The organism is Pseudomonas sp. 8(2025) (assembly GCF_052665325.1).
The window spans coordinates 1-12,016 of record NZ_JBQOIE010000011.1 but is presented as its reverse complement, the minus strand read 5'-3'; the positions used below and the strand labels follow the sequence as shown (position 1 = coordinate 12,016).

Below are 12,016 nucleotides of genomic sequence, written 5' to 3'. Positions count from 1 at the left end.
TGATGGCCTTGGCAATTTTTGATCTGGACGAAACCCTGATTCACGGCGACTGCGCCACCCTCTGGAGCGAGCAGATGGGCCGCCTGGGCTGGGTCGACAGCGAGTCGTTCATGCGTCGCAACCATGAGCTGATGGACGCCTACAGCCATGGCAAGCTGGCCATGGAGGAGTTCATGGACTTCAGCCTGGAACCCATGAGCGGACGCACCCCGGAAGAGGTCGCGCACCTGGTCGAACCCTGGGTCGAAGAGGTGATCGAGCCGATCATCTTCAGCGACGCCTGCAAGGCCATTGCCGCCCACCGCCAGGCCGGCGACCGGATCCTGGTGATCTCGGCCTCGGGCACCCACCTGGTGAAACCGATTGCCGCGCGCCTGGGTATCGACGAAGTCCTGGGAATCGAGCTGGAGGTGCAGCATGGGGTCTACAGCGGCCGCACCGTTGGCACCCTGACCTACCGCGAGGGCAAGATCACCCGCCTGCTGCAATGGCTGGATGCCGAGGAAGAAAACCTGGAAGGCGCAACCTTCTACTCCGACTCGCGCAATGACCTGCCGTTGCTGCTGCGCGTGGACCACCCGCAGGTGGTGAACCCGGATCCGGTGCTGCGTGAACATGCGCAGAAGGCCGGCTGGCCGATCCACCACTGGAAGTGACCCGCCCCAGAGATCCCCGGAGCTGGCTTGTGTAGGAGCTGGCTTGCCAGCGAACAGACCGCCAGGCCTGGCGCCCCCTTCGCCGGCAAGCCGGCTCCTGCAGGGCTCAGGTCAGGCTGGGGTCGATCACCAGCACCAGCTTGCCCGAGACCTGATTGGTCGCCAGCTCCGCAAAAGCGGCTTCTGCATCCTGGATCGCAAAGGTCCTGGCCAATTGCGGGCTCAGACGCCCTTCGCTGAACAACGGCCAGACATTATGCCCAAGGTCGCTCAACAGGTCGGCCTTGAACTGGTCATTCCGGCTGCGCAGGGTCGAACCCAGAAACTGGATCCGCTTGCCCAGCACCTGGGCCAGGTCCAGCTGCGCTTCGCGCCCGCCCATCAAGCCGATCAGTACCCAACGTCCATCCAGGGCCAGCAGCTTGAGGTTGTTGGCCACATAATTGGCGCCCACCGGGTCGAGAATCACATCAAAAGGCCCAAAGTCCCGCAGCGCCTCAATGCCATCGGTACGCACCACACCGCCCTGGGCACCGAGGCTCTCGCAGTAGGCCAGGCGATCGGCTGAACCAACGCTCACCCAGCACGGGTTGCCGAACGCCTTGCACAGCTGGATAGCCGCCGAGCCGACGCCACTGGCGCCAGCGTGCAGCAGGACCTTCTCGCCCGGCTTGAGCGCTGCCAGCTGGAACAGATTCAGCCAGGCTGTGCTGTAGACCTCGGGCAGCGCCGCGGCCTCGGCCAGGGACAACCCTTCGGGTACTAGCAGTACATGGCGGGCATCTACCACCACCTCTTCAGCCATGCCTCCGCCCGCCAGCAGGGCACAGACCCGATCACCCACTTGCCAGGACGAACCCGGGCCCACTTCACTGACTACCCCGGAGCATTCCAGGCCAAGGGCCTTGCTGGCTCCGGGAGGCGGGGGATAGAGCCCCGCACGCTGCAACAGGTCGGCCCGATTGAGGCCAGCAGCCGCCACCCGAATGCGAACTTGCCCCACATCACAGGCCGGACTTGGCTCTTCCACCCACTCCACATGACCTTCAACGCCTTGCAATGCTTTCACAGTGCCTCCATAGTGAGTCTGGACTGAGCCCGGAGCGGTAGCACCGGGCTTTTTGCATTATGCGACCGGTCCTTATGGAACCGGCGACTTCAAAGACGGCCTAATATGCGTTATCAATTGCCCCCGCGTCGAATCAGCATGAAGCATTTGTTCCCCAGCACCGCCCTCGCTCTTTTCATTGGTTTCGGCCTTCTGCCGATGTCGACCAATACGTTCGCAGCCAATAGCTGGGATCAACTTCAGCCCGATCGCGATGAGGTAATTGCCAGCCTCAATGTCGTTGAACTGCTCAAACGTCATCACTACAGCAAACCGCCGCTGGATGATGCGCGCTCGGTGATCATCTACGACAGCTACCTGAAGCTGCTGGACCCATCGCGCAGCTACTTCATGGCCAGCGATATCGCGGAGTTCGACAAATGGAAAACCCAGTTTGACGACTTCCTCAAGAGCGGCGACCTGAATGCCGGTTTCACCATCTACAAGCGTTATCTGGACCGGGTCAAAGCGCGTCTGGACTTCGCCTTGGCGGAACTCAACAAAGGCGTCGACAAGATCGACTTCAACACCAAGGAAACCTTGCTGATCGACCGCAAGGACGCCCCTTGGCTCAAGACCACCGCAGAGCTCGACGACCTGTGGCGCAAACGCGTCAAAGACGAAGTGCTGCGGATGAAGATCGCCGGCAAGGAACCCAAGCAGATTCAGGAGACGCTGACCAAGCGTTACAAGAATCAGCTGGCGCGCCTGGACCAGACCCGGGCCGAAGACATCTTCCAGGCCTACATCAACACCTTCGCCATGTCTTACGACCCGCACACCAACTATCTGTCGCCGGATAACGCGGAAAACTTCGACATCAACATGAGCCTGTCGCTGGAAGGCATCGGCGCCGTGCTGCAGAGCGACAACGACCAGGTCAAGGTCGTGCGCCTGGTGCCGGCAGGCCCGGCGGACAAGACCAAGCAGGTAGCGCCCGCAGACAAGATCATCGGTGTCGCCCAGGGCGACAAGGAAATGGTCGACGTGGTGGGCTGGCGCCTGGACGAAGTGGTCAAGCTGATCCGTGGTCCGAAAGGCACCCTGGTACGCCTGGAGGTGATCCCGGCCAGCAATGCGCCAAACGACCAGACCAGCAAGATCGTGCCGATCACCCGCGAAGCGGTGAAGCTCGAAGACCAGGCGGTGAAGAAGTCGGTCCTCAACCTCAAGCAGGACGGCAAGGACTACAAGCTCGGGGTGATCGAGATCCCGGCCTTCTACCTGGACTTCAAGGCCTTCCGCGCTGGTGATCCGGATTACAAGAGCACTACCCGCGACGTGAAGAAACTGCTGACCGAGTTGCAGAAAGACAAGGTCGACGGTGTGGTCATCGACCTGCGCAACAACGGCGGCGGCTCCCTCCAGGAAGCCACCGAGCTGACCAGCCTGTTCATCGACAAGGGGCCTACCGTGCTGGTGCGCAACGCCGACGGCCGGGTGGATGTACTGGAAGATGAAAACCCCGGCGCCTTCTACAAAGGCCCGATGGCACTGCTGGTCAACCGTCTCTCGGCTTCGGCTTCGGAGATCTTCGCCGGCGCCATGCAGGACTACCACCGCGCCTTGATCATCGGCGGCCAGACCTTCGGCAAAGGCACCGTGCAGACCATCCAGCCGCTGAACCACGGCGAGCTGAAGCTGACCCTGGCCAAGTTCTACCGGGTTTCCGGGCAGAGCACCCAGCACCAGGGCGTACTGCCGGATATCGGCTATCCGTCGATCATCGACACCAAGGAAATCGGCGAAAGCGCCCTGCCTGAAGCCATGCCATGGGACACCATCCGCCCGGCCATCAAGCCTGCGGTAGACCCGTTCAAACCGTTCCTGGCTCAGCTCAAGGCCGAACACGAAAGCCGTTCGGCGAAAGATCCGGAGTTCGTGTTCATCCGCGACAAGCTGGCCCTGGCACAGAAACTGATGGCGGAAAAAACCGTCAGCCTCAATGAAGCCGATCGTCGGGCGCAACATGCCGATATCGAAGCCAAGCAACTGGCCCTGGAAAACGCCCGTCGCAAAGCCAAGGGCGAGGAGCCGCTCAAAGAGCTGAAGAAAGAAGACGAAGATGCACTGGCTGCTGCCGAGCCGGACAAGACCAAGCCGGAAGACGACGCCTACCTGAGTGAAACCGGGCGCATCCTGCTGGACTATCTGAAGCTCAACACCTCGGTGGCCAAGCACTGAGGATGATGGCAATTTAATTCGATCGCTCCTCGGATCGTCATTAAACAGTCATCATTCTGTCGTGAAATAAAGGACTGGGCGCCGCTCTCTAGCCAGAGCCGCGCCCGGTCCTTTTTTTATCGACAGAGATCGCCATGACCACGACCGAACAGCTCAGTGCATTGAGTTCAATCCTGGCTCAAAGCGGTTTGCACAGTCTGTTCCAACCGATCATTTCCCTGTCCGAGCGGCGCATCCTGGGTTATGAGGCCCTGAGTCGCGGCCCCTCAAACAGCCCTCTGCACTCCCCTGTCGCGCTGTTCGCCGTCGCGCGCCAGGCCGGGCGCCTGAGCGAGCTGGAGATTGCCTGTCGGCAAAGCGCCTGCAAACGCTTCAGCGAACAACAACTGCCCGGCAAGCTGTTCCTCAACGTCTCGCCGGAATCCCTGCTGGAGGCCGCCCACCAACCAGGGCGTACCTTGCAGCTGCTTGAGGACTTCGGCATCCCCCCCAGCCAGGTGGTGATCGAGCTTACCGAACAGACCCCGATCGACGATTTCCAGTTGCTGCAGAACGCCCTGCACCATTACCGCGACATGGGTTTCTCCATCGCCCTGGACGACCTGGGCGCCGGTTATTCGAGCCTGCGCCTGTGGTCGGAGCTGCGCCCGGACTACGTGAAAATCGACCGGCACTTTATCGACGGCATTCACCAGGATGCCCTCAAGCGCGAGTTCGTCGGCTCGATTCTGCAAATCGCAAAAGCCTCCCGCGCCCAGGTGATCGCCGAAGGGATCGAACTGACCGAAGAACTGGCAGTGCTGACCGAGATGGGCGTCGACCTGGTCCAGGGCTACCTGTTGTGTCGCCCCCAGGAACAGCCGCCGAGGGACGCTCGGGCAATGATGCCCAAGCATGATCACACCAGCGTGGCCCTCAACGATGATGGCAGCGACCTCAGTGCGCTGCTCAACGAGCAACCGGCCGTTGCCCGCAATACGCCCACCGCCAACGTCCTGGAAGCCTTTCGCCGGCAAGCCAACCTCAACTCCCTCGCGGTGCTGGACGAACAGGGGCAGCCTTGCGGCATCGTCCATCGGCACTCGCTCTCCGACGCCCTGCTCAAGCCCTTTGCCACCGACCTGTTCGCCCGCAAGCCCATCAGCCGCCTGATGAACGATGACTTTCTCGCGGTCGAACTCAGCCAGTCCCTGCAGCAGGTCAGCCGCCTGATCACCAGCCGCGCCCGCCAACGCATCGAGGAAGATTTCATCATCACCTTGAATGGCCATTATCTGGGGCTGGGGCGGGTCATCGATGTGCTCAAGCTGATTACGGAGCTGAAGATCCAGCAAGCCCGCTACGCCAACCCGCTGACTCTGCTGCCCGGCAATGTGCCGATCCAGCAGTGCCTGAGCCGCCTGCTGCAGCAAGCACGGGAATCGGTGATCTGCTACGTCGACATCGACAGTTTCAAACCCTTCAACGATATCTATGGCTATGGCCGCGGCGATGAGGTGCTGCTGTGCCTGGCCCAATGCCTGAACGACCGGGTAGACCCGAGCCGCGACTTCGTCGGACATATCGGTGGGGATGACTTTCTGCTGGTGCTGGGGCCGGAGGACTGGCGCCGACGGCTCAACCAGTTGCTGGATGACTTCCACAGCCAGTGCCGGCGCTTCTATCGCAGCGAACACCTGGAAGCCGGCTGTTTTGTCGCCCCCAATCGGCAAGGTATCCGTCAGGAATTTCCCTTGCTGTCACTGTCCATCGGCGTAGTGCACCTGTATCCACAGGCCTGTGGCCAACTGGACTCCAGCCAACTGGCGGAGCTGGCCTCCCAGGCCAAGCATCACGCCAAGAATATCCAGGGCTACAGCATCCATGTGATCGACAGCCTGGAAGCGGCAGCCAGCCTGGGAGCGCAAAACCTCAGTGAGCCGCTGCGGGATCAGTCGGCTGATCGAGCTGCGTCAGTTTGAGCGCCGCAAGAGGATGCCCGGCCTGGGCCGAAAGCGTCCACCAGCGCGCCGCTTCGACAGCGTCGGGAGCCTTGCTGGGCGAGCCGGCCAGGCTGATCACGCCCAACTGATAGGCTGCCTTGCCATCCCCCGCCAGTGCAGCCAGCCGCAGCAGGCGTTGACCTTCTTGACGGGCGCCAAGCCCCTGCCCACGAAAAGTCAGGATGTGCCCATAAAAGCTCAGCGCACCGACATTGCCCAGATTGGCCATGCGCGCAAACTGACCTTCCATCCAACGCCAGACACGGGGTTGGCGGACAAACCACGGCCAATGAAACAAACGGCGCGCCAGCCAATAGCCGAGTCGCGCCTTGAGTGCCAGGAACATTCAAGCCTCCGCTGATTCGGGATACTCGTACTCGAAGACCCGCACCACTTCCGAGGCATGCCAGGAAGCCGCGGCAACACCGTCGGAAGGGCCGGAAAAACGCCCCAGACGCTCCACGCACTCGAAGAAGCCGGTACGCGGCAAGCGGCTGGCCCCCTGGCTGATCACCAGGGAACTGCGCAAAGGCTGTTCGGCCCGTGCATCCAGCGCTGCCAGATGCTCCAGCGCCGCTGTCAGGGTCTGCATGGCCGGGCTGGGCAGTTGCAAGCGCTCCAACAAGGCTCGATAGGTTAAAAGGTGCCGCTGACGACGGGCCTGATCCAGCTCACCCAACAGCCCATCCCAGTGCTGACGACTGATCCTTACACTCACGATTGCTCCCTCCACCCCGGCACCGTCAACTCCCAGGCCAGGCTGCGGCGAATCGCAGCGTCGGGTTGACGCTCGCCACTTTCAATCAGGGCCAGGTAAGACGGACTGATACCAACTTTGCGGGCCAGCGCCTCGATGGCGATGCCCTTCCCTTCGCGCAGACTGCGTAATTGATCCAGGCCCGGAAGATTCTGGGCTGGTGGCGCTGCCTGAGAAGTTGCGGCAGCGTGCGGTGGTTGTTCGGTAAGACCTGCGGCTGACAATAAAGCTTGATACTGAGCCCACGGCAGAACCGCATATTCGGGCTCGCCATCGCGTTCAATAATCTGAATATCCATTACTACCCCGTAGGACAACGACACTTAGCGAGTCGGACTTTTCCCTTGAAGTGTAATCCTAACAGCGGCAATGGTCGCGGGGAGCATGATTGTTGTGGGAGGCGGTGAATACCCTTAGTTTTTCTGCGGTCCTTCCAGCAGCAATTGCTCCGCAGTGTCCGGCAAGCGCTCGACAACCGCGAGTTTTTCCGGCATTTGCCGATTGCGCCAGGTTCGGAAGGCGTTGAGTTCGTCATCCAGGGTTTTCATCAACCAAGCCAGAACGGCGATATCGTCAAGCATGCCGAACACCGGAATAAAGTCAGGAATGGCATCCACCGGGCTGAGGAAATACATCAAGCCTGCCACCACCGACAGCAGCGCCTTGGGGCTGATGGCCCGGTACTCGCCACGCCAGTACGCCAGGCACAGTGCCTGCAACAAGCGCAGGTCCTGTTTGACCTTGCCCAGGCGTCCGCCCTGGCTGGCGCCTTTGCTCGCCACGGCGAACAGCAGCGTGGGCAAACGGCCGCGGCTCAGCAAGCGCCCCGCCAGCGGCAGGAAACGAGCAAAATTCCAGGGTGCTTTCATCATCACTCCCACTGAAATGTTATCCACACAAATTGTGGATAACCTTGTGAACAGAGCTATTTTTCACGGCTGAAAGCCCCGTTTCATAAGGGCTGAGCTCAGATCGGGCGTTTTTTACTCACATAAAAAAACCCATAATTTCATTGACTTGGCAGCCTCCAGCGACTACCTACCGCTCATACCCTGTTCAGACCACCCGCACTGCCGTCGGTTCGGATAATTTGCCAGCAGCAACCTGCAGAAACGACAACGCCCCGTAAGAACGGGGCGTTGCTTCAGGCGCTGACGCAGGTTACTTGGCGGCGTCCTGCTTGGCTGGATCCTTGATACCCAGCAGCTCCAGTTCGAAGACCAGCACCGAGTTGGCTGGAATCGCCGGGCTCGGGCTCTGGGCGCCGTAGGCCAGGTCGCTCGGGATGTACAGCTTGTACTTCTCGCCCACGTGCATCAGTTGCAGGCCTTCGACCCAACCCGGGATCACGCCGCTGACAGGCAGATCAATCGGGCTGCCACGCTCTACCGAGCTGTCGAACACAGTGCCGTTGGTCAGGGTGCCGGTGTAGTGAACAGTCACGACATCAGTCGGCTTGGGCTGAGGACCGTCAGCCTTTTTCAGTACTTCGTACTGCAGACCGGAAGCGGTGGTGGTCACACCGGTTTTCTTGCCGTTCTCTTCGAGGAATTTCTTGCCGGCAGCCGCCGACTCTTCGCTCATCTTGGCCATGCGCTCTTCGGCACGCTTTTGCAGCGCGGCGAAGGCTTCGACCAACTCTTCATCCTTCAGCTTCTGTTCTTTCTTGCCGACGGCATCTTCGATGCCCTGGGCGACCGCTTTGGAATCCAGGTCATCCATGCCTTCCTGAGCCAGACTCTTGCCCATGTTCAGGCCGATACCGTAGGAAGCTTTTTGCGCCGGGGTTTTCAGCTCTACGCTGGTCTGCGAATCACAACCCGCAAGTACCAGGCTAACCAGGGCCACCGCCGCCGCCAACCGATGCTGTTTCATGCTATTTCCTTGTTCATGCGCCTAAAGGGCAATCGAATAAAGCCGCGAGCTTATCAGGCGACCACGACCAATGGCTACCGGCGTAAGAGTAGTAAATGGCCGATAAGTTCACGTCTTTAAACGCGTTTTCATGCTCTGGGGTACACCCTGCCCAGGCCGCTTACCGAGGCGCTTGAACGGGCGCGGATAACCATAGCTCAAGTAATGGCTACTTGCCGCGTCAGATGAGCTCAGGCATAAGGAAACGAAATTCGACAAGGAAGTACATCTTGCGCCTCATCTATCGTGTGTTGCTGTTGATTGCCGTGCTGATCGGCATTGTCCTGGCTGTAGTCCTGTACTACGTGGCCAATCCGAAACTCCCCGACTATGTACCCGTTGAACAGGTGCACTACCTGGACCAATGGGATGCCAAGGATCGCCAGACCTACTATTTCACTCCCCAGGGCACCCAGGTCAAAGGCCTGCGCTATGAATGGTTCAGCGCTCTGGAACTGCCGTTCTCCGAGCAGCCCTTTGCCGCTCCCGAGTACCTGGCCCGCTTCGGCTTCCTGGTGGAGCCGGGGCAGAAAGCCACAGCGCAGAATCCCGGCAACCTGCCCGTGGGCTTCGCCCGCCATCAGAATCCGGGCAGCGCGGAACAATACCTGGACATCACCTGTGCTGCCTGCCACACCGGCGAGCTGCGTTTCAACCATCAAGCCCTGCGCATTGATGGCGGCTCGGCGCAGCACGTGCTGCCGTCCAGCGTACCGACCCTGCGTGGTGGCAGCTTCGGCCAGGCCCTCGTGGCCAGCCTGACCAGCACCTACTACAACCCCTGGAAATTCGAGCGCTTCGCCCGCAAGGTGCTGGGTGCCGACTACGAAGCCAGGCACGAACAACTGCGCAAGGACTTCAAGGTCTCGCTGGATAACTTCCTGCGGGTGGCCTGGAACGATACCCATCGCGGCCTCTATCCAACCGAAGAGGGTCCGGGCCGTACCGACGCCTTTGGCCGCATCGCCAATGCCAGCTTCGGCGACGCCATTTCCCCTGAGAACTATCGGATTGCCAATGCCCCGGTGGACTACCCGCAACTCTGGGATATCTGGACCTTCGACTGGGTCCAGTGGAACGGCTCGGCGCAGCAACCCATGGCGCGCAATATCGGCGAAGCCCTGGGGGTTGGCGCCACCCTGAACCTGTTCGACGCCAACGGCCAACCCCTCACCGGCGAGGCCCGCTACCCTTCCAGCGTACGTGTCCGCGATCTCAACCTGATCGAGGAAACCTTGCAGCGCCTCAAGCCACCGGCCTGGCCGGAAGCCTTGCTGGGCACGATCGACAAGCCGCTGGCCGCCAAGGGCCGCGAGCTGTTCGCCAGCAACTGTGCCGGCTGCCATGTACCCTCGGTCAGCGACAACAACGGCCGCCCCGTACAGCAGTTGAAAATGCTTCCGGTAGCGGTGATTGGCACCGACCCGAATTCGGCGAGCAATATCGCCGACCTGCGCTATGACCTGAGCTCCTTGCAGTGGGATACCGCCGAACTGGCCAGGTCCAACGTCGAGCTGCACCCGACACCCAGCGAACCGCTGGACCTGCGTCAACTCTCGGCTGCCAAGGGCCTGGCCTACATCACGGCCTTTGTCGAAGAGCGCGCCTATCGCGACGCCAAGGTCACCCCCGAGGAGCGCCCGCGGCTGGACGGCTACGGGCTGCCGATCGGCGTACGCGAGTTGCGCGCCTACAAGGCCCGCCCGCTGGCCGGGGTCTGGGCCACACCGCCGTACCTGCACAACGGCTCGGTACCCAACCTCTATCAACTGCTGTCTCCGCAATCGGAGCGCTCGACAACCTTCTACCGCGGCACCTTCGAGTACGATCCCAAGCACCTGGGCTATCGCCCGGAAGCCTTCAAGAACGGTTTTGAATTCGATACCCGCATCAGCGGCAACCACAACAGCGGCCACGAATTCCGCGCCGGCCAGCGTGGCAATGGCGTTATCGGCCCACTGCTGCAGCCAGAAGAACGCTGGGCCTTGCTGGAATACCTGAAAGTGCTGGGCGGACCATTGGAGTCGCAATTGCCATGAAACTCGATCTCGCCAGAAAACGACCGTCCCTGCTGGCCCGACTGTGGCTGCGCCTCGGCGCCTTGCTGGGCAGGACCCTGTTATTGCTATTGGTCATCGGCCTGCTGGGCTGGGCACTGTCCAGTGCCTGGTTCGCCTGGCACCACCGAGGCCCGGTAGCGGTGCAGGAGCAGGTTCCTGCCGATGAGGCAGCCCGCACCCAGGACATCATCCAGACCGCGGTACGCATCGTTGACCAGCACCGCGAAGGCACCCGCTACCTGCGCGATGCCCATGCCAAGGCCCACGGTTGCGTGAAGGCACAGGTCCAGGTCCTCAACGACTTGAGCCCGCCACTGCGCCAGGGAGTATTTGCCACCCCTGGCCAGACCTGGCAGGCCGTCGTACGCCTGTCCAACGGCAACGCCTACCCGCAGTTCGACAGTATTCGCGACGCCCGCGGCATGGCGATCAAGCTACTGGATGTTCCCGGGCAACAACTGATGGCGTCGGAATCACAACGCCGTGAACAGGACTTCGTGATGTTCAATCATCCGAATTTCTTCGTCAGCGACGTAGCCGAATATCAGCAGAACATCGCCGCCCAGGCGGACGGCAAGAAAGTCGGCGCATTCTTCCCCGGGTGGGATCCGCGCACCTGGCAGGTACGGCATCTGTTCATCGCCCTGGCGACCCTGTCACCGGCCCCGGCCAGCCCGACCCAGACCACCTACTACTCGGTCTCGCCCTACAAGTTCGGCAATGCCAACGCCAAATTCCGGGTCATGCCGGACCCCGAGAGTTGCCCGGCCTACAGCCTGCCAGCACAGAACCAGGATCTGCCCAACTTCCTGCGCAGCGCCCTGACCCAGCAACTCTCCACCGATCGGGTTGGCGCCTGTTTCGTACTGCAGGTCCAGCGCCAGGACCCGAACCGTTTCATGCCGATCGAAGACACCAGCATTGAATGGAAAGAAAGTGACGCCCCCTTTGAAACGGTGGCACGGGTGACCCTTCCCGCCCAGGACTTCGATACCCCGGCGCAGAACCTGGCTTGCGACAACCAGTCCTTCAACCCCTGGTTCGGTCTGGAAGCCCATCGCCCCATCGGCGGCATCAACCGTCTGCGCAAGGCGGTGTATGAAGCCGTCAGCGACTACCGGCATAGCCGTAACGCCGAGCAGTAGGCAAAAACGCAAAAAGCGGCCCGAGGGCCGCTTTTTTCATGCGCAGGATTCGAACCGATACAAATCCCAGACAGCAAAAAGCCCGCATTGAGCGGGCTTTGTGTGGCGACCTGGCGTTCAGTGTTCCAGGTTGCCGAATATGGCGCAGCGGACGGGACTCGAACCCGCGACCCCCGGCGTGACAGGCCGGTATTCTAACCGACTGAACTA

11 protein-coding genes are annotated in these 12,016 nt (G+C 61.1%); 5 read left to right on the top strand and 6 right to left on the bottom strand.

The window, feature by feature from the left end:
- Positions 1-2 precede the first annotated feature (2 nt).
- Positions 3-656, top strand: a complete 654-nt coding sequence (locus ACUXVH_RS20510; RefSeq protein WP_011062661.1) for an HAD family hydrolase — start codon at positions 3-5, stop codon at positions 654-656.
- A 106-nt stretch (positions 657-762) separates the two neighbouring features.
- Here the strand turns inward: ACUXVH_RS20510 and ACUXVH_RS20505 are convergent, their stop codons facing one another.
- Positions 763-1,725, bottom strand: a complete 963-nt coding sequence (locus ACUXVH_RS20505) for a zinc-binding dehydrogenase (protein WP_065365435.1) — start codon at positions 1,723-1,725, stop codon at positions 763-765.
- 138 nt (positions 1,726-1,863) lie between these two features.
- On the opposite strand from ACUXVH_RS20505, the gene ACUXVH_RS20500 reads away from it, so the two are divergent.
- Positions 1,864-3,948, top strand: coding sequence for a carboxy terminal-processing peptidase (locus ACUXVH_RS20500; RefSeq protein ID WP_176707127.1), 2,085 nt, complete (start codon positions 1,864-1,866; stop codon positions 3,946-3,948).
- Positions 3,949-4,082: 134 nt separating this feature from the next.
- Positions 4,083-5,909: a bifunctional diguanylate cyclase/phosphodiesterase gene (locus ACUXVH_RS20495; protein ID WP_015636618.1), complete on the top strand. Its 1,827-nt coding sequence runs from the start codon at positions 4,083-4,085 to the stop codon at positions 5,907-5,909.
- On the opposite strand, the gene ACUXVH_RS20490 is transcribed toward ACUXVH_RS20495, so the two are convergent.
- The 5 genes from ACUXVH_RS20490 to ACUXVH_RS20470 all read right to left on the bottom strand — a co-directional run bounded on the left by ACUXVH_RS20490 (position 5,860) and on the right by ACUXVH_RS20470 (position 8,562).
- Complete coding sequence (locus ACUXVH_RS20490; RefSeq protein WP_011062665.1) at positions 5,860-6,276, bottom strand: hypothetical protein; 417 nt, start codon at positions 6,274-6,276, stop codon at positions 5,860-5,862. The genes ACUXVH_RS20495 and ACUXVH_RS20490 overlap by 50 nt on opposite strands.
- The gene (locus ACUXVH_RS20485) at positions 6,277-6,648 is read right to left on the bottom strand and encodes a hypothetical protein (RefSeq protein WP_003179080.1); all 372 of its coding nucleotides are present in this window, start codon (positions 6,646-6,648) and stop codon (positions 6,277-6,279) included.
- Positions 6,645-6,986: a helix-turn-helix domain-containing protein gene (locus tag ACUXVH_RS20480; RefSeq protein ID WP_015636619.1), complete on the bottom strand. Its 342-nt coding sequence runs from the start codon at positions 6,984-6,986 to the stop codon at positions 6,645-6,647. The genes ACUXVH_RS20485 and ACUXVH_RS20480 overlap by 4 nt, the downstream gene beginning before the upstream one ends.
- A 114-nt stretch (positions 6,987-7,100) precedes the next feature.
- The gene (locus ACUXVH_RS20475) at positions 7,101-7,556 is read right to left on the bottom strand and encodes a YkvA family protein (protein ID WP_011062666.1); all 456 of its coding nucleotides are present in this window, start codon (positions 7,554-7,556) and stop codon (positions 7,101-7,103) included.
- A gap of 292 nt (positions 7,557-7,848) precedes the next feature.
- Complete coding sequence (locus ACUXVH_RS20470) at positions 7,849-8,562, bottom strand: FKBP-type peptidyl-prolyl cis-trans isomerase (RefSeq protein ID WP_011062667.1); 714 nt, start codon at positions 8,560-8,562, stop codon at positions 7,849-7,851.
- A 269-nt stretch (positions 8,563-8,831) separates the two neighbouring features.
- On the opposite strand from ACUXVH_RS20470, the gene ACUXVH_RS20465 reads away from it, so the two are divergent.
- Both ACUXVH_RS20465 and ACUXVH_RS20460 read left to right on the top strand, forming a co-directional pair.
- On the top strand, positions 8,832-10,640 hold the full coding sequence (locus ACUXVH_RS20465) for a di-heme-cytochrome C peroxidase (protein WP_176707126.1): 1,809 nt from the start codon (positions 8,832-8,834) through the stop codon (positions 10,638-10,640).
- Positions 10,637-11,806, top strand: coding sequence for a catalase family protein (locus ACUXVH_RS20460; protein ID WP_011062669.1), 1,170 nt, complete (start codon positions 10,637-10,639; stop codon positions 11,804-11,806). The genes ACUXVH_RS20465 and ACUXVH_RS20460 overlap by 4 nt, the downstream gene beginning before the upstream one ends.
- The last annotated feature ends 210 nt before the right edge of the window (positions 11,807-12,016 follow it).